General features: G+C 40.4%; 18 protein-coding genes. 13 read left to right on the forward strand and 5 right to left on the reverse strand.

Annotated elements, in window-relative coordinates; genetic code table 11:
• Nucleotides 1-11: 11 nt before the first annotated feature.
• The 5 genes from V6E90_RS06935 to V6E90_RS06955 are packed head-to-tail and all read left to right on the forward strand — an operon-like array spanning nucleotide 12 to nucleotide 4347.
• Nucleotides 12-1046 (forward strand): FecCD family ABC transporter permease, encoded by a 1035-nt coding sequence (locus V6E90_RS06935; protein WP_332604920.1) that lies wholly within the window; start codon nucleotides 12-14, stop codon nucleotides 1044-1046.
• On the forward strand, nucleotides 1039-2076 hold the full coding sequence (locus tag V6E90_RS06940) for a FecCD family ABC transporter permease (RefSeq protein WP_332604921.1): 1038 nt from the start codon (nucleotides 1039-1041) through the stop codon (nucleotides 2074-2076). The genes V6E90_RS06935 and V6E90_RS06940 overlap by 8 nt, the downstream gene beginning before the upstream one ends.
• A 12-nt stretch (nucleotides 2077-2088) precedes the next feature.
• Nucleotides 2089-2937, forward strand: a complete 849-nt coding sequence (locus V6E90_RS06945) for an ABC transporter ATP-binding protein (RefSeq protein WP_332604922.1) — start codon at nucleotides 2089-2091, stop codon at nucleotides 2935-2937.
• The gene (locus tag V6E90_RS06950; protein WP_332604923.1) at nucleotides 2931-3731 is read left to right on the forward strand and encodes an IucA/IucC family C-terminal-domain containing protein; all 801 of its coding nucleotides are present in this window, start codon (nucleotides 2931-2933) and stop codon (nucleotides 3729-3731) included. Before V6E90_RS06945 ends, V6E90_RS06950 begins: the two co-directional genes overlap by 7 nt.
• Nucleotides 3724-4347 carry an RraA family protein gene (locus tag V6E90_RS06955; protein WP_332604924.1) on the forward strand — a complete coding sequence of 208 codons (624 nt, stop codon included), beginning with the start codon at nucleotides 3724-3726 and terminating at the stop codon, nucleotides 4345-4347. Before V6E90_RS06950 ends, V6E90_RS06955 begins: the two co-directional genes overlap by 8 nt.
• A gap of 98 nt (nucleotides 4348-4445) precedes the next feature.
• Here the strand turns inward: V6E90_RS06955 and V6E90_RS06960 are convergent, their stop codons facing one another.
• Entirely contained in the window at nucleotides 4446-4898 is a 453-nt protein-coding gene (locus V6E90_RS06960) for a carboxymuconolactone decarboxylase family protein (RefSeq protein ID WP_332604925.1), read from the reverse strand.
• A 95-nt stretch (nucleotides 4899-4993) separates the two neighbouring features.
• Between V6E90_RS06960 and pdxR the strand changes: the two genes are divergently transcribed.
• Entirely contained in the window at nucleotides 4994-6409 is a 1416-nt protein-coding gene (gene pdxR, locus V6E90_RS06965; protein WP_332604926.1) for a MocR-like pyridoxine biosynthesis transcription factor PdxR, read from the forward strand.
• 98 nt (nucleotides 6410-6507) lie between these two features.
• Here pdxR and yghU read toward each other — a convergent pair whose 3' ends face one another.
• Both yghU and V6E90_RS06975 read right to left on the reverse strand, forming a co-directional pair.
• Nucleotides 6508-7359 (reverse strand): glutathione-dependent disulfide-bond oxidoreductase, encoded by an 852-nt coding sequence (gene yghU, locus V6E90_RS06970; protein WP_332604927.1) that lies wholly within the window; start codon nucleotides 7357-7359, stop codon nucleotides 6508-6510.
• A 115-nt stretch (nucleotides 7360-7474) separates the two neighbouring features.
• The gene (locus tag V6E90_RS06975; protein ID WP_332604928.1) at nucleotides 7475-8392 is read right to left on the reverse strand and encodes a LysR family transcriptional regulator; all 918 of its coding nucleotides are present in this window, start codon (nucleotides 8390-8392) and stop codon (nucleotides 7475-7477) included.
• Nucleotides 8393-8502: 110 nt separating this feature from the next.
• On the opposite strand from V6E90_RS06975, the gene V6E90_RS06980 reads away from it, so the two are divergent.
• From V6E90_RS06980 to V6E90_RS07010, 7 genes are all read left to right on the forward strand, one after another.
• A complete protein-coding gene (locus V6E90_RS06980; RefSeq protein ID WP_332604929.1) occupies nucleotides 8503-8934 on the forward strand; it encodes a CidA/LrgA family protein in 432 nt (143 codons plus the stop codon).
• A gap of 10 nt (nucleotides 8935-8944) precedes the next feature.
• The gene (locus V6E90_RS06985; RefSeq protein WP_332604930.1) at nucleotides 8945-9634 is read left to right on the forward strand and encodes an LrgB family protein; all 690 of its coding nucleotides are present in this window, start codon (nucleotides 8945-8947) and stop codon (nucleotides 9632-9634) included.
• Between the two features lie 212 nt (nucleotides 9635-9846).
• Nucleotides 9847-10332, forward strand: a complete 486-nt coding sequence (locus tag V6E90_RS06990) for a sigma-70 family RNA polymerase sigma factor (protein ID WP_262756435.1) — start codon at nucleotides 9847-9849, stop codon at nucleotides 10330-10332.
• A gap of 7 nt (nucleotides 10333-10339) precedes the next feature.
• Nucleotides 10340-11311 carry a FecR family protein gene (locus V6E90_RS06995; RefSeq protein WP_332604931.1) on the forward strand — a complete coding sequence of 324 codons (972 nt, stop codon included), beginning with the start codon at nucleotides 10340-10342 and terminating at the stop codon, nucleotides 11309-11311.
• Nucleotides 11312-11378: 67 nt separating this feature from the next.
• Nucleotides 11379-11957 (forward strand): biliverdin-producing heme oxygenase, encoded by a 579-nt coding sequence (locus V6E90_RS07000; RefSeq protein ID WP_442881251.1) that lies wholly within the window; start codon nucleotides 11379-11381, stop codon nucleotides 11955-11957.
• Nucleotides 11958-11968: 11 nt separating this feature from the next.
• Nucleotides 11969-12439: a YbaN family protein gene (locus tag V6E90_RS07005; protein WP_332604932.1), complete on the forward strand. Its 471-nt coding sequence runs from the start codon at nucleotides 11969-11971 to the stop codon at nucleotides 12437-12439.
• A 71-nt stretch (nucleotides 12440-12510) separates the two neighbouring features.
• On the forward strand, nucleotides 12511-15201 hold the full coding sequence (locus tag V6E90_RS07010) for a TonB-dependent receptor (protein WP_332604933.1): 2691 nt from the start codon (nucleotides 12511-12513) through the stop codon (nucleotides 15199-15201).
• Between the two features lie 75 nt (nucleotides 15202-15276).
• Here the strand turns inward: V6E90_RS07010 and V6E90_RS07015 are convergent, their stop codons facing one another.
• Complete coding sequence (locus V6E90_RS07015; protein ID WP_332604934.1) at nucleotides 15277-16632, reverse strand: dihydroorotase; 1356 nt, start codon at nucleotides 16630-16632, stop codon at nucleotides 15277-15279.
• A complete protein-coding gene (locus V6E90_RS07020; protein ID WP_262756438.1) occupies nucleotides 16622-17182 on the reverse strand; it encodes a gamma carbonic anhydrase family protein in 561 nt (186 codons plus the stop codon). Before V6E90_RS07020 ends, V6E90_RS07015 begins: the two co-directional genes overlap by 11 nt.
• Nucleotides 17183-17186 lie beyond the last annotated feature (4 nt).

The raw sequence follows: 17186 nt of genomic DNA on the forward strand, positions 1-17186 counted from the left end.
GTCCATCTCTTATGAATAAAAATCAGCGTGTCACTCTTCCCAGCAACTCATTTATCTTGCAACCCATACATAAACTATGTGTAGCTCTCATTCTTTTAATCGTATGCGCGCTCTTTAGTCTTGCGATTGGACATGAATATATTCATCTCAACGTTGTCTTACAAGCGATAGGGCAATATGACCCATTGAATATTCAACATGTCTTAGTCCAAACCACTCGCGTGTCTAGAACAATCATTGCAATGGTTGTAGGGGCCTGTCTTGCAGTTGCAGGGACGCTGATGCAGGCACTGACTCGCAACCCATTGGCTTCGCCGGGTATTTTTGGAATCAATGCTGGGGCAATGTTTAGTATTGTTTTATTTTCTGGACTCTTTGCACTTGATTCACTTGGACAATATCTATGGCTGGCATTTTTCGGTGCCGCAGTAGCTGGTATTTTGGTTTATTTTTTGGGAATGGTAGGGCAAAGACAACTCAATACGCTCAGAATCGTATTGGCAGGAGCTGCTGTTACTGCATTATTTAGCTCATTTACCCAAGCAATGCTGGTGATTGATCAAGAAGGATTGGATAGCATTTTATTCTGGTTGGCAGGTTCAGTTGCAAATCGGCAACTAAACATCGTTTGGCCTGTTTTGCCTTATATGATGAGTTGTCTGTTTCTCATCTATCTATTGGCAAAGCCAATTAATATCTTAATGGCAGGTGAGGAGATCGCAAAAGGTTTGGGACAGAGAACCATCCTGATTCAAGTCATGATGGGGATTGCCATTATTATTTTAGCAGGCGGGGCTGTGGCCATTGCAGGAAATATTGCCTTTATCGGTTTAATCGTACCGCACATTGTACGTCGACTTATCTCATCAGATCATCAATGGTTAATTCCAGGCTGCGCTATTTTTGGTGCATTATTGTTGTTACTTGCAGATATTCTTGCTCGATTGGTTACTTTTCCTCAGGAAATACCGATTGGGGTGATGACTGCTTTATTGGGCGCACCTTTTTTCATCTATTTAGTCCGTAAAGGTATGCGCCATGAGTAAAACTTTTAGCTTACGTTTTGGTCCATTTTCAAGAATTATCCATCTCCGTACATTGGTTGTGGTGAGCTGCCTCACGCTTTTAACTTTTTTTCAGATATTTCTCTCTTTATCTGTCGGTAAGATTCCCATTGCTCTAACTGAAGTCCTGAATGAATTCTTTTTTAAAGGAGATGGTGATTATCACTTTATTTTAGAGACTCTTCGATTACCAAGAATCTTAATGGCACTAATGATTGGGGCGGCATTGGCTTTATCTGGGCTTATTTTGCAAAGCATTATTCGTAATCCTCTAGCTTCGCCAGATATCTTGGGGATTACGGCAGGAGCTTCAGCCTCTGCCGTATTCTTCATGTCCTTCCTTGCAACTAGTTTAACCATCCAGTGGTTGCCTGTTTTCGCTACTTTGGGCGCATGGTTAACCGCATTGCTCATTTATCTATTGGCATGGCGAAATGGTGTAACACCCATACGTTTGGTACTGATCGGGATTGGTCTTTCTTCGATCATGGGGGCGATCACAACTTTAATTCTCGTATTGAGCCCTTTGACTACGACCTTATCGGCATATGTTTGGTTAACTGGAAGTATCTACGGAGCTTTGTGGCAGGATGTGACTCAGCTTGCGATTTGGTTAGCTGTTTTATTATTTTTGATGATTTGGGTTGCCCGTCATGTGAATCCACATGAATTAGGTGATGATATTTTGGTGGGTTTAGGCATCAGACCTGAACGACATCGCATGTGGTTATTATTTCTGGCAGTTGCGTTAGCAGCGATATCTGTAGCGTATGCTGGGGCTATTGCTTTTGTGGGCTTAATTGCCCCACATATTGCTAGATATTTAGTCCCTCGTTCTTTTCCTGATTTAGCCGTCACATCCTGTTTAGTGGGGGCTAATTTATTAATGCTTGCTGATTTGATCGGGCGCACTCTGTTTTTACCGAAAGACTTGCCTGCAGGTATTTTTGTTTCTTTATTGGGAACACCATTCTTTCTTTATTTGTTGTTCAGACAACGCCGTTCTTTTTAGGGAGGAGAGTAGATGATATATCCTATCCAAAGTAAATCATTAACATTGGCTTATGAACAGCAAATTGTAATTGATCAACTCGATCTAGATATTCCAAGCGCTAAAATTACAGTTCTGGTTGGTAGTAATGGGTGTGGGAAAAGTACGTTACTTAAATCGTTTGCACGACTCATTCGACCTAAACATGGTTCTATTTTGTTGAATGGTGCAGATATCCACCATCAAATGACTACAAAAGTTGCTCAAAACTTATCGATTCTTCCTCAATCACCTCAGGTGCCAAATGGCCTGACTGTTTATCAACTTGTTCGAATGGGGCGTTATCCTCATCAAAACTGGTTAAAACAATGGTCTACTGAGGATGAAGAAAAAGTGAATCAGGCTTTAAATCATACTCATTTATCTGAACTTAGAAATCGTTTGGTCGATTCGCTGTCTGGTGGGCAGAGACAGCGTGCATGGATTGCAATGACTTTAGCTCAAGACACAGATATTTTACTGTTAGATGAACCAACAACCTATTTGGATCTAGCGCACCAAATTGAAATTTTGGATTTGCTTTATGATTTAAATCAGCAGCATGAAAAAACCATTGTCATGGTGTTGCACGATCTCAATCTGGCCTGTCGCTATGCCCATCATATGATTGCTGTGGCAAACAACAATGTTTATGCGCAAGGTATTCCCTCTGAAATACTCACTGCAAATACAGTCAAAAATGTTTTTGGTCTAGACAGCCTGATTGTTGCAGATCCTCTTTTTGGAACACCTTTATGTATCCCTTATGGAAAAGGACGACACAGGGAACATCCAGATGAAGCAAAAGAACAGGATATTTCTCCAGGATTTGATCAATGTTGATATCGACCGATCTTTTTTTAGCAGAAGAATGGAAAATACTATCAGAATCTCTAGCACTGATTAATGCACAAGAACGGCGTATAGAAAACTGTATAGAAGTCTCCATGCTGTTGGATCATGAACGTTGTGAAAAACTGTTATTTGAACTGACACCAGTCATTCATTCGCCGTCTATAAAAATTACGGCGTCCTTATTAAGTAAACGTTATGCATTTCTTGCAACTGCTTCCAGTTTATATGCGATGACTGTATTCAACAAAGGGATCGATTTTTCAGCAGATAATTGTTTCTTAGACTTTAGCTTTGAACAACGGCTTTGGCGCTCAAAAATGCCAGTAAAAGATCTGTCTTATTCTCTACCTCATGATCATCGGGCACAGTGGCGTGAAGACATTGTGAAAAAAATATTTGCAGATAATCTAGCGCAAGTTTGGCAAGTTTTTGTCGATGTATCAAAAGTAAACCCAAGAATTCTTTGGGAAAATACTGCAGTTAGAGTATTTTCACTTTATGAAAAACGAATTCAGAAAATCAATAATTGTGCGGTGCAGAGAAATCTGCAGGAAGATTTCCGTTATTTACTTGAACAAGCACCACCCGAAGTATTTGGACTGAGTGATAATCCATTAAAACGCTTCAATTTCAAGAAAATAAGAGTGGTAGAAACCGATGAAGAAGTCCGTTATCGGAAAAGTTGCTGCTTTTATTATAAAGCCTCAGACCCTGTTGAATATTGCTCAACATGTCCTTTAGTTCATCCTGATATAAAAAAGCGTAAGGTAAAAAATGTTTAAAATTAATCCCCGAATAGAAGGGAGTGATCACGAGTTAAGGACGATTTATCAAGATATTGATACTTCAGTAATTGGTCATTTTACTGATTTTGGACATGTCAGAAATGTTCATCACATGGGAAATCAAGCGACCCACATTGTTGGTAATGCAATTACAGTACGAATCCCGCATTGTGATGGAAGCATTCTCCGTGAAGCATTAATCCTAAGCCAACCTGACGATATACTTGTGATTGATACCTCAGGAGATTATCAACGTGCATGCTGGGGGGAGCTTAGGACGCTTGCTGCAATGATTAAAAATCTTGCAGGTGTTGTTATTGATGGTGCTGTGACAGATATTGATTCAATTAAAACATTAGGCTTTCCAGTCTTTGCCCGAACCATTAGCCCACTTACAACACGATCTTTAAAATTGGAAGGCGAAATCAATTCGGTCATTAGTGTAGGCGGTGTTTGTGTACAAGCTGGGGATTTGGTTATCGCTGATAGTAATGGAGTTTTTATTTTAGAACCAACACGAGCAAAAGATTTAGCTAGCACATTTAAAGAAAAAAAGCAGAAAGATCAACAACGTTTTTTAGAGTTATATACTCGATATAAACAAACACGATAGCATGTCTGTTTTGTAGAGGCAGAGTGGGAATGTGCAGGCTTTATATTTTACAAGTCTAGTTCTATCACTAAACTTGTAAAAATTTAGCACGTTTTATTCTAGCGAATCGCTGCCTGCGGAACACTTCTAAAGCTAATGGCCATACGGTTATAAGCATTCATCAGATTGATGGCAATGGTTAAATCAACCAGTTCTTTTTCTGAGAACACCTCATTAGCTTTCTGAAAATCCATATGAGGAACATGAGTTTCAGCGACTTTAGTGACTGACTCTGCCCAATTTAATGCAGCACGCTCTCTTTCATTAAACAGTGTTCCAGCTTCATCCCAGGCCTGAACCAATGCGATTTTTTCTATTGCTACACCTTTTTTGATCAGATCACGTGTATGCATATCAAGACAATAAGCACAGTTATTGATTTGAGAGACACGTAAGAACACTAATTCGATTAGTTCAGTGGGTAATCCACATTGCAATACGTAGCTATAAACACCACCGAAGGCTTTCATTCCTAAAGGAGCAATGTTGTTGTAGTCGATTCTTTGAGTCATGCTTAAATACCTATCATTTGGCTGAATATTGTTATTGTCTAGCAGTTGTAGTACAAAATCTTGAACCAAAAACAAATTATTTTTATATACCACGAATGCAAACATCTATTTATTTTGATATTGATCGCAAACTTAAAATACCTTTAGCAGAACAAATCCGCATCGGTATTGAAAATGCCATTATTGCTGGTCTATGGAACGAGGGCGATCGTCTACCATCGTGGATTGATTTGGCCACACAGCTTGGTGTGTCTAGAGGAACTGTAAAGATCGCTTATGATCGTCTGATGGATCGGCAATTCATTGTCGCATCTAGATCGGCTGGAACACGTGTTGCCTATCGGCAAATGAAATCCAATCCTATCCAAGAGCTGCCTAAAGCGGGTTCTTTTATTGAAATGTATTTAGAGATGACTTCTGGGCACGGTATATTTCAATTGGGTGTGCCCGCAAAAGACATATTTCCTGCCAAGGCGTTTAATCGAATCAGATCACAAGCGATACGAGAAGAAAATAGTGGTTGGCTTGCTTATCCAGATCCAAGAGGAGAATTTGAGTTACGCAGAGAAATTGCTGCTTATTTGGCAATTAGTCGTGGTATTGAATGTTCGCCAGAGCAAGTGTTTATTACTTCCGGTTTTGCCAGTGGCTTAGGGTTGAGCTTACATGCGTTGCAAGTCAGGGGGGAAAAGGCTTGGGTAGAAGATCCAGGCTTTCCTTTATCTAAATATGCATTGCAGGTGGGTGGTGTCGATATTGAGCCCATTCCTGTTGATAAAGAAGGCATGGATATTGATTTTGCAATACAACATGCTGCAGATGCCAAACTGGCTTTATGCACGCCAGGGCAACAAGCGCCGTTGGGTATCACTCTATCTTTAGAGAGTCGACTAAAATTATTAACGTGGGCAGCTAAAAATAATATGTGGTTGATTGAAGATGACTATTTAGGTGAATTACAACTGGACGGAAAATCGGCACCTGCGTTATTTTCTTTGGATCAATCCAAGCGTGTGATTCATTTAGGTACATTTAGTAAAACCATTAATCCTCAATTGAGAATAGGATTTGCAGTTGTCCCAACGTCCCTGATCCATCGTTATGCAGAAGTGACAGCAGCACTCTCTCCAGCACCATCTCCATCGCTACAAGTTGCGATTTTAAGATTTATGAAAGAGGGGCATTTTCTCCGACATCTCAGACGCACAAAACGGCTCTACCTCTTACAACGAGATGTATTAAAAGCTAATTTGATGGATTTGGGTTTCGATGTAACCACTGCTGGATTATCGGTTTTAATCAAGCTTCCTGCGTATATTTCTGATGTTGCATTAGCTCGTGAGGCTTCAGCCTTGGGGCTGGCACCAGCACCATTGTCGATTTGGTATCATCAAGATCAAGAACAGCATTGCGGTTTATTATTAGGCATCGCTACGACACCTCAAGCTCATGTTGAACAAGCATGTGCAAGACTATTTGAACTTATTCAACAGAAAGTGAGAAATAACTAAAGTATTGATTTTGCCCGACCATGCAATTGAGCAATTACGACACTGGTAAATTACTTTGCTTGCCAGTGTCATCGTTGAAATCAATTGCTTAAGAGGTGCTATTGAAGTTTATCCTGCGTTTTGGTTTCAAAATCACTGGCATCGTGGCGTTCATGTAGTTGGGTTTCCAAGTCTCCGAAAGTACGGTTGACCATTCGTCCTCGTTGCACAGCGGGACGTGCCAGAATCGTATCTGCCCAGCGTTGTACATGTTTATATTGATCTACAGCTAGGAATTCATCTGCATTATAGACCCAACCTTTGACCAAACTGCCATACCAAGGAAAAGCCGCAATATCAGCAATGGAATATTCTGTACCAGCCAAATATTCATTTTTTACTAAGTGTTGATCTAAAACATCCAATAAGCGCTTGGTTTCCATGGCAAAGCGGTTGATCGCATATTCAATTTTCACAGGTGCATAAGCATAAAAATGTCCAAAACCACCACCAAGGTAGGGTGCGCTTCCCATTTGCCAAAATAGCCAGTTCAGACATTCGGTGCGTGCAGCGATATCTGTCGGAATAAAGGCTTTAAATTTTTCCGCCAAATAGAGCAAAATCGAACCGGATTCAAAAACACGTATTGGCGGGTTCTGGCTATGATCAACCAACGCTGGAATTTTAGAGTTCGGATTAATTTCGACAAAGCCACTGCTGAATTGTTGACCTTCACCGATTTTAATCAACCACGCATCGTATTCGGCATCTGTGTGTCCCAATGCCAAAAGTTCCTCAAGCAAAATCGTGACTTTTTGTCCATTCGGTGTTGCCAAAGAATACAACTGCAATGGATGTTTACCGATGGGTAAGCGATGTTCATAACGGCTGCCGGATGTCGGCTGATTTAAATCGGTTTTTTCTCCAGTCCATTGCCAAATTTGTGGGGGAATATAGTTTGAATCACTCATTGTTATTTGCCATATGATCAACAGATCTTTCTAGTCTAGGCGAGCTGGCTCAAGATTTGGTAGCTTTTTTGTGGCAAAGCTTTATCCATTTTTCTGCAAATGTTATTTCAATTTTTCATTGCTCTAACGTAGGTTTAATCTTTTGAAAATGTTGATGAATCACATCAAGCCATGCCTGTACTGCAGGAGAAACTGGAAGATTCTTTTTCCATGCCATCGCCAAATGCCATTGAATGTTGGGCTTTTCCAGCGGGATTGCTGTGAATAAGGTGGGATCCAGCATATCGGTATAATATTTTGGTAGTAGGGCAATACCCATACGTTGTAGCACCATATCTGCCAGTAAGTTCCATTGACTGGTTCGGCAAGCAATACTCGGATAGAAACCATGTTGTTGGCAAGCATCTAAAATTATACTGTTGAGTGAGAAGTTTTCAGGAAACATTAAAAAAGATTGATATTGTAACTCTTCCAGATTTATTTTTTTTCGTGTGGCCCACGTTGCATCACTTCGCAATAGCACCATCAGTGGATAATCACACAGCTCGATACTATTGAAAATTTGCTGATCAAAGGGCTGCAATAATACCCCCACATCGAGTTCATTATTTAACAGCGCTTGCTCGATCCCTCGAGAACCGACTTCGAGAAAGGACAGCTCAATACGGGGCCATTGTTGGTGATAATCAAACAGGGCGGTGGTGAGCAGTTGAGCACCGAGTGGTGGCACACCGAGTTTTAAGGTGCCTGTATTTAATTGTTGATAATTTTCAATTTCTAAAAAGATATTTTGCTCAGCTTGCAGTAATCCTAAAGCGTGTTGGTAAATACGCTGCCCAATTTCAGTCAGCTCAACTTGTCTTTTTCGACCATGTTCAGGCTTTACAAACAACTGTACCTGTAGTTGTTCTTCAAGCTGCTGCAGCATTTTACTGATGGTCGGCTGCGTTAGGGAGAGCGCGTCAGCGGTACGGGTAAAGCTTTTGCTTTTAACCAAATGAACAAAGCATTGTAATGATTTGAGAGAAAGCATAGTCAATCTAAAATTATTCCATTTATGCATAATTTTAGCATGAATAATTCATATTACATCGACGCAAAGTGGATAAGATAATCATGTTGTTCACCATTTGATGTTGTTAAATGAGTACCGAAGCTGTTTCTAAATCTCTCCCAAAAAATTCACTCTTGATGTTATTTAAACAAATTCTGATTCTTGCTGCATTTTGGTTGGCAGGTTATGCCTTAAACCAGAAACTGGGTATCCCGATTTCAGCAGGCATATTGGGAATGTTTCTACTGCTTTTCAGCTTGTTTTTTAAAGTGATTAAGATGGATCAAGTGGCAATGGGCGCGACCTTTATCTTAGGAGAGCTATTGCTGTTTTTTGTACCTGTGGTCGTTGCTGTCGTGCAATATAAAAGCCTGTTTATGACGGAAGGCTGGCAAATTGTCTTGAGTATCGCTGTTGGGACAATTTTAGTCATGTTGAGTACGTGTTTGACCATCCATTATTACAACCGCTTAAAGTCCTACTTAAACGGACGTAAACACTTTCAACATAAGCATAGCTAAGGCAGTCAAAATGAATATGTGGTCAATTGTTTGTTTGATCTGGACGCTGCTTGCTTACATCGTGGCAAAGCGTATCTATCAAAAATACCCTCAACTATGGTTATCACCTGCGATTAGCGTGCCCGTCGTCACGATTCTGTTGATGGCGATCTTTGGAATTTCATATCAGACCTATGCACAAGATACGCAGTGGATTGTGAATTTACTCGGACCAGCAACTGTTGCATTCGCCGTACCAATTTACCGTTATCGGGAAACGATCCGTAAAAATTTGGGTGTACTTTCGATTGCGATTGTGGTCGGGATGAGTGTTGGTGTGATCTCTGCTTATGAAATGGCAAAGTTATTTCATTTTAGTCCCGAGGTAACCCAAAGTTTAATGGCTCGTTCCATTTCAACACCTTTTGCCATGATTTTGGCAGAAGATATCCATGGTTCAGCAGCTTTGGTTTCTTTATTTACAGTGATTACCGGGTTGGTCGGGATGATTTGTGGTGATGCTATTTTAGCCATCACCAAAATCCGCTCCAATGTGGCAAACGGCGCTGCATTGGGTAATGCAGCACATGGCTTTGGCACGGTGAGAGCTCAGCAACGTAATAGTGAAGAAGGCGTAATCGCAAGTTTAACCATGGTGATAGCGGGTATTTTGATGGTGTTGGTTGGACCATTCGCGATACATTTATGGATGCTAATCTAAAGCGTTAAAATGGCTTTTATAAATTTGAAATTTTAAAATGATAACGACTTTTCAAAGCAACAAAGGGAAGGGCATTGGATGTTAAAATCTTTAGCATTCGATGCTTGTGAACGGAAGAAAAATTAAAAAATACTTGAGAAAGAAAAAAGAGGCGTTTTTATTCACTTATTTTTTGCTAAGATATTGCTAATAATTCTCATTCTCTTTTAAAAATGTCTGATCCCATCAATACGCTCTATCGTCATCATCACTCTTGGCTATATCAATGGTTAAAGCGGCGTCTTAATCATAGTGAGGATGCTGCAGATTTAGCCCATGACACCTTTATTCGTATTCTGAAACGTAAAGATCAGTTGTATTTTGATCAGCCACGGGCACTTTTGACAACAGTTGCGAAAGGCCTATTAATCAACTGGTATCAACGTAAATCAATAGAAAAAGCTTACTTGGAGGCGCTTGCAAGCCGAGCTGAATATGATGAAATTACACCTGAGCAAAAACTCTCAGCCATCGAATCTTTGTGTTTAATTAATCAATTACTCAACCAGTTACCAGAACGTCAACAGCAGGTCTTTATTTGGTCACAACTGGAAGGGCTTACACAACAGGAAATCGCAACGCGTTTGAATATTTCGACAAGGACGGTTATGCGAGATTTAGTGACTGTACTGACTCAATGTTTAGCAGTCATGGATTGATATTTTAATGTCTCAAGCACAAATTTTGACTGAGGCTGCTGAATGGATTCTAAAAATTCAGACAGCTAAATTGACCGAAACTGAGCAATGTGAATTAGAACACTGGAAAGCTCAGAGTGCAGCACATCAAATGGCATGGGCTAAAGCAGAACGTTTATTGACAAGTCTAGACTATTTTCCCGAGAACGGGCAGGCAGTGATCCAAGCCGGCAAGCATGCTGCTCAGTTTAAATGGAGCAAACAACTTCTATTGGCTTGTTTTGCCTGTTTAGGGGGGGTAGTCGCTTGGCAGTCTGATTATAAATATTTATGGTTGGCAGATTACAGCACGGCAAAAGGTGAACAAAAAATTGTGAAGCTTGAGGATGGAACGCAACTCCAACTCAATACAGACACTGCTTTGGATATCCGTTATACATCCCAACAACGAACACTGCAGTTACATTATGGCGAAATACAAATTCATACCGCACATGAGCAGCAGGGTTATCGTCCATTTTTTGTAGAGACGCAATCGGCTCATTTACAAGCATTAGGAACTGTTTTCAATGTGCAATATCTGCAAAACCAGCAACAACAAACCTGCTTAGGGGTCATTGAAAGTGCAGTAAAAGTTACCTTGAATCAATCTCAAAAAATGACAGTTGTGCAAGCGGGTGAACAGTTATGTTTTGATGATACAAACTTTAACGCTTTGGGTCCTTTAGATTCAAATGTATTTGCATGGAAAAACCAGATGATTATGGCTTTTGACATGCCTTTGGCGCAGCTATTCCAAGAGATTGGACGTTATCGACATCAATATATCGACATCGATCCACAATTGAGAGAATTAAAAGTTTCGGGTTCTTATCCTGTAAATAATGTAACGGATTTACAGGCGGCACTGGAATTGAGTTATCCCATCAAAATGGATCGATCTTTCAATGATCATTTCATTAAAATTCAGGCGAATAATAAAGGTGTGAAAAAAGAATAGAATTTTTTTGTCAGCTTTTGCGTATTGAACGGGTAATAAGATTATAGCAAACACACTGGAAAAACTGATGTCAACTTTACTTGCGACCAATCAACTTGCCTTACGGTTAAAAAATGAAACTGCGAGTCAACATGAATATATGCACCAATTAATGCACCAAGCACAAGTCTTTTCAGATTCGCAGCATTATGCTCAATTTACTCTAGGGCAATATTATTTTCAGCAAAATGTCGAACATCTGTTTCGCCATCCTGAAGTATCTGCGTTGATTACTGACTTGGATATTCGTGGTCGTTCACAAGCGGCATTATTGGATTTATATGATCTCGGAATCAAACCTGATGCGCAGCAACTCGTTACAGAAAAGGTCGGCTTTGCTGAAGCCTTAGGCTGGATTTATGTCTCAGAAGGTTCAACTTTAGGCGCCGCTTTTTTATTTAAACAAGCACAACAACAGTTAGGCTTGTCTGCTGACTTTGGAGCACGCAATTTGGCTGCCTATCCTGAAGGACGAGCAAAAGTATGGAAGCATTTTATCAATGAACTTGATACGGCTGAGCTGAGCCAGCATGAACAGGAACAAGTGATTCAGGGTGCTAAACAAGCCTTTGATTATTTTGGAAGCTTGTTAAAAAATATGCTTTAAGCACAAAAGCTATGCAAAAAGATGCGTCTTTAGCTCAACAGACAAAAGGAGAAGATTCAGTTCATGCTGAGCCTTCTCCATGCATACACAAAGTGAAACTTCATGCATCACCGCTGGTGCGTGGTGCTTATATTGTTTTGACCATACTTTGTCTGATTTTGGCCGTACTGGGCATTATTTTACCGGGTGTGCCTAGCTTAGACTTTTTATTTTTAGCCACCTTTTTTGCAGCCAGAAGCTCTTCAAGATTACATCAATGGTTGCTTCAAAATCGCTATGTCAATCTGCTAATGATGCAATATCAGGGCGGGTTTAAAAAGATTTCCCGCTTACGCAAGTTCATGCTGACCTTTAGCTGTGTATTGATTTCAATCAGTTTAATTTTTTCTTCCATACATATGCATTTAAAGTTAAGCCTCCTATTGATATTGCTTATTTGTTTAGTATGGATCTGGAGCAGATCAGAAAAAATTGAAAGTTAATGTCACATTCTTCGAAATCACTGGGTAATAGTTAATGAAAATGAAAATCATTACCTAATGTGGATCTCCTTATGAAATTCAAGCAGCAAACTTTGGCAATTCTCATACATTGTGTCTGTATACATGGGGCTTATGCCGAAATCACCTCGTCGGTTACAGCTCTTGAGAAACCGACTTCGGAAAAATACTATCAAATTCCAGCCAACCAATTGGGTTATGTACTGTCCAGCTTTGCTGCACAGTCTGGTATCGTCTTAAGTTATGATTCTAAACTGCTAAAAGGGCTACAAAGCAAAGGCATTACAGGACAATACTCCATACAGAAAGGCTTTGATTACCTATTGGCTGATCAGCCTTATCGTATCATACGACAAGGCTCGACCTACTTATTGCTTCCCCAAGCTCAAGCAACACCCACATATTCTGAAAAAATCAATACGAATAGTCAGCGCGTGGAGTCATTCAATCAAATGGCAACAGATGTTGTTGTTCTGCCTGAGATTAAAGTGAATGCTGAACCACAAAAAGCCAAGGTGAATACCAGTCATCTTAATCGGGAACAGATTAATCGATTTAGGGGGACGGGTAATGGTGATGTTTTTTCTGATATTGCTGGGGTGCAGGTCAACAGTTTAAGGAATGAGGCAGGCGCAATTGACATTGGAATTCGCGGGATGCAGGGCGAAGGGCGTGTTCCAGTGGTGATTGATGGAAGTCTACAATCGAGTCATACCTTTCGGGGTTATCAAGGGGAAAGTGATCGTACCTATATTGATATGGATTTAATTAGCCAGATTGAAGTTGAAAAAGGTGCTTCACGCGCAAAATTCAATGTAGGGGGAATTGGTGGCATTGTAAAAATGCGAACCTTAAGCGTCAATGATATTCTACTTCCTAACCAAAACGCGGGTGTCATGCTTAAAGGCAGTTTTTATAATAATAATAAAACGCCTAATACCTCTGATAATGAAAAGGAGCAGATGTCTTATCTGCTCCATAATAAAATTTCTTCAAACAATTTTCAGAATGGTGCAGGAACACTTGCTCTGGCTTATCGGAATGAGATGTTTGACTTGGTGGTTGCCTATAGTAAACGAGAGGTCGGCAACTACTATGCTGGAAAACATGGCATTGATTATTATGAGAAACGGGATATCGTCGACGTTGGTCCAGGTCAGGAAGTGGTGAATACCAGTTATCAAAGCGATTCGGGAATTATCAAAGCTGGTGTCAATCTCAGTGATGAACACCGTGTTGAAGTAAATATGCGACGCCATATACAAAAAGCAGGTGAAGTGATGGCGTTTTATTGGAGCCGATCAAAGGTCATTGATCCAAATTCACCCCCCTACGGCTATATCGATGGTGACTATGTTGAGCCACAATACATTGAAAATGCGTATACCATGCCACAATGGTCGCTTGGTTCAGCCGCCATTAATGCCTTGAGTGGTAGTTATACCTACAAACCTAAACAGAATAACTGGGTCGATTTGGAACTGGGCATTTGGCATACCAATGCCAAATATCGTCAGCACAATGGCATGATTGGTATGAAAAATTCAAGTTATGGTGATCAATATTGGGGGAGTTTTCAAGATTATCGAACTGGCCTAAATTTAGAAAACACCAGTAAAGTTGAAGATTTAACCTTAAATTATGGTCTAACTTATGATGAACAGCGGATGAAGCCGCAGAATCTTATTGATCATGAAATTGCCCGTGATGGGTTACGTAAAGAATCCTCAGTCTTTCTCAACGGCGATTATATTTTTAATGATTTCACTTTGAGCCTAGGCAGTAAATGGCATAAAGCAAAAGTAAAAGACTATGGTGATCAATATCGACCAATGACGCCAGTCGCGCATTCAGACTTAAATGCAAAAGGTTATGCAGCACGTCAATATGAGGGGAAAATAGATTGGATGTCCCAGTTGAACTATCAAATCGTCAATGGGATTGATGTCTATGGGAAACTTTCAAATACTTACCGTAGTCCAAGTTTATTTGAATCGACAGTGTCGGGCCAAACCTTTAGCTATGATCCTGATTTACCAATTAAATCGGAAAATTCTCGTCTGATAGAACTGGGTTTTGTTGGAGAGCGTGACAATCTATTCTCAGCAGCCGATCATTTAAAATTCAATCTTAATTATTTCCGTAATCAAACCAAAGATTTTCTAACTCAAGGCGTGCAGAAAAAAGATATTGAAAATCAGATTACACCAGATTTTATTCTTCCTTATACCACCTCTTATACTTTTGTAAATTATAATCAAGTCGTACTCAAAGGTTTAGAGTTTGATCTTGCTTATCATCATCCAAGTTTCTTTACTAGTTTGAATGGTACCTTATATCAAGCGCCTAAGGTTTGTCCTGCAAGCAAAGAAGATTGTAATGAGGTTGGTGATTCTTGGAGCTTGATTTCAACTCGTCTTCCACCTCGCAAGATTTTGAATCTGACGGTAGGTAAAAACCTATTGGACAATAAACTCGTTCTAGGTGCGCGTGCCAGATATCATTCAGAAAAGAAAAACCCGAAAGGCTGGTTAGCCGGTACAGGGGTCAGTGGACGGGCAGTAACAGAGATTTCTTCTGAAACCTTAATTGATGTGTTTGCAAGTTATCAGTGGAACCCTAATCTGGCTCTCTCTTTTAATGTGGACAACCTGACCAACCGTTATAACTTTGATCCAGGTACTGTGATTGGAATGCCGATTCCTGGCCGCACCATCAAAGCTGGGATAGAAATTAAATTCTAAACGGAAAGTTATTCAAGCCCTATATTTTAACTAGGGGCTTGAATAGCGAATTTTTCAATTGATACATAACCGAGTTTAGCGATCTATGTCCAAGGCCTGACCTTGGCAATTTAAAAATAACTGTTGCTGATGCCAAGCCAGTTGGCCAGAAACAATGGTGGTATCGACCTGATAACGGAAAGTCCTATCCTGAAACGGGCTCCAATTACAGTGCATATAGTTTTTTTGATCTTTCACCGCGATTGCTTGATGATTCTTACGCAATAATACGAGGTCAGCCCAATAGCCCTCTCGAATATAGCCCCGATCTTTGATCTTAAACAGGTCTGCAACTTGATGAGATGTTTTACGCACCAACGTTTCGATACTCAGTTTTCGATCTGCTACCAGCTCCATTAGTGCAGGCAATGCATGCTGAACCAGTGGCAGGCCAGCGGGAGCACTTAAATATGATTGCTGCTTTTCATCCCATGTGTGTGGTGCATGATCCGTTCCAATAATATCTAAACGATTACTCTGGGCAAGGGCAGTGATGAGCGCCTGTTTATCCTGTAGGGTTTTAATTGCGGGGTTACATTTAATTAAATGCCCAAGTGTTTCGTAGTCTGAATCATCAAAACTAAGATGATGAATACAAACTTCGGCAGAGATATGCTTTCTATTTAAAGGTAGATTTTTAAATAAGCAGAGTTCTTTGGCGGTTGATATATGCAAGACATGAAGTTGAGTCGCATATTTTTCGGCCAATGAAACCGCTAGGCGCGAACTTTCAAAACAGGCATGTTTATCACGAATTTTAGGGTGCATTCGCGCGGGAATATCTGCACCGTATTGTTGTAAATGCAGCGCTTGTTGCTTTTTGATCTGAGGTGTCGATTCGCAATGGGTCAGCAAGATCGTCGGGACATTGGCAAATAAACGTTCAAGCGTTTTGGGATCATCCACCAGCATATTGCCTGTAGATGCCCCCATAAAAACTTTGACACCGCTGACCAGTTTTGGATCAAGTTGTTCAATGAGGTCTAAGTTATTTGCACTCACGCCAAAATGAAAAGCATAATTTGCTCGACTCTGCCGTGCTGCAATCTGCTTTTTTTGCAGCAAACTTTCAAGATCTAATGTCGGGGGATTGGTATTGGGCATATCCATATAGCTGGTAATACCACCAATTGTGGCTGCCATGGATTCTGAGGCAATACTTCCTTTGTGTGGCGCACCTGGTTCTCTGAAATGAACCTGATCATCAATCATGCCTGGGATAAGCCAAGCCCCTTGAGCATCAATGGTTTTTGCATTAAATATTCCTGTTATTGTTGTCGCTATTTTTTCAATTCGACCATTTTGAATAAGCACATCTGCGATCTGCTGCCTTCCTTCATTGACCAGATTAGCATTGCGAATAATGATGTTTGGATACTGTTTAAAATTCATTCTGTAATGCCTTGTAGCCTTTGACCAACTCAATATTGGTGGTGACGACACTTTCTGAAAACTCAGTGATCGAGATATCAATAGGAGGATATTGGCTTAAATCAGTTTTTGGATTGATATAGCTCATAGCCGGTACATAAAAATATGCAGGTAAATCTCGTCCATCGACAACGGCATTGTGTCGGATTGCACTGTGAGCACCAATCTTGCAGTTAAACAGCACGCTGTTAAATCCCACAAAAACATGATGCCCAATTTCACAAGGCCCATGAATAATGGAACGATGCGCAATAGATGAGTTCTCGCCAATGATCACAGCGGCACCTGCTTTGGAATGAATCACCACACCATCTTGAATATTAGAGTTAGCGCCAATGCTGATGGGTTCCATTTCTCCATTTTCATTGGTTTCATCGGCGCGAATGACAGCATAAGGACCAATAAACACATTGGCGTGTACTATCACTTTGCCACAGATAATCGCGGTTTGGTCCACATAGGCAGACTGATCAATGACAGGCAAATGTCCAGTTGGGTTTTTTCGTAACATAGGA

This window comes from Acinetobacter sp. ESBL14, from assembly GCF_036668815.1.
Taxonomy (GTDB): domain Bacteria; phylum Pseudomonadota; class Gammaproteobacteria; order Pseudomonadales; family Moraxellaceae; genus Acinetobacter; species Acinetobacter gyllenbergii.

Bases quoted from the DNA above. Each gene is read 5' to 3' on its own strand.
- V6E90_RS06935 (WP_332604920.1), top strand. From the start codon at position 12: ATGAATAAAAATCAGCGTGTCACTCTTCCCAGCAACTCATTTATCTTG.
- V6E90_RS06940 (WP_332604921.1), top strand. From the start codon at position 1,039: ATGAGTAAAACTTTTAGCTTACGTTTTGGTCCATTTTCAAGAATTATC.
- V6E90_RS06945 (WP_332604922.1), top strand. From the start codon at position 2,089: ATGATATATCCTATCCAAAGTAAATCATTAACATTGGCTTATGAACAG.
- V6E90_RS06950 (WP_332604923.1), top strand. From the start codon at position 2,931: ATGTTGATATCGACCGATCTTTTTTTAGCAGAAGAATGGAAAATACTA.
- V6E90_RS06955 (WP_332604924.1), top strand. From the start codon at position 3,724: ATGTTTAAAATTAATCCCCGAATAGAAGGGAGTGATCACGAGTTAAGG.
- V6E90_RS06960 (WP_332604925.1), bottom strand. From the start codon at position 4,898: ATGACTCAAAGAATCGACTACAACAACATTGCTCCTTTAGGAATGAAA.
- pdxR (WP_332604926.1), top strand. From the start codon at position 4,994: ATGCAAACATCTATTTATTTTGATATTGATCGCAAACTTAAAATACCT.
- yghU (WP_332604927.1), bottom strand. From the start codon at position 7,359: ATGAGTGATTCAAACTATATTCCCCCACAAATTTGGCAATGGACTGGA.
- V6E90_RS06975 (WP_332604928.1), bottom strand. From the start codon at position 8,392: ATGCTTTCTCTCAAATCATTACAATGCTTTGTTCATTTGGTTAAAAGC.
- V6E90_RS06980 (WP_332604929.1), top strand. From the start codon at position 8,503: ATGAGTACCGAAGCTGTTTCTAAATCTCTCCCAAAAAATTCACTCTTG.
- V6E90_RS06985 (WP_332604930.1), top strand. From the start codon at position 8,945: ATGAATATGTGGTCAATTGTTTGTTTGATCTGGACGCTGCTTGCTTAC.
- V6E90_RS06990 (WP_262756435.1), top strand. From the start codon at position 9,847: ATGTCTGATCCCATCAATACGCTCTATCGTCATCATCACTCTTGGCTA.
- V6E90_RS06995 (WP_332604931.1), top strand. From the start codon at position 10,340: ATGTCTCAAGCACAAATTTTGACTGAGGCTGCTGAATGGATTCTAAAA.
- V6E90_RS07000 (WP_442881251.1), top strand. From the start codon at position 11,379: ATGTCAACTTTACTTGCGACCAATCAACTTGCCTTACGGTTAAAAAAT.
- V6E90_RS07005 (WP_332604932.1), top strand. From the start codon at position 11,969: ATGCAAAAAGATGCGTCTTTAGCTCAACAGACAAAAGGAGAAGATTCA.
- V6E90_RS07010 (WP_332604933.1), top strand. From the start codon at position 12,511: ATGAAATTCAAGCAGCAAACTTTGGCAATTCTCATACATTGTGTCTGT.
- V6E90_RS07015 (WP_332604934.1), bottom strand. From the start codon at position 16,632: ATGAATTTTAAACAGTATCCAAACATCATTATTCGCAATGCTAATCTG.
- V6E90_RS07020 (WP_262756438.1), bottom strand. From the start codon at position 17,182: ATGTTACGAAAAAACCCAACTGGACATTTGCCTGTCATTGATCAGTCT.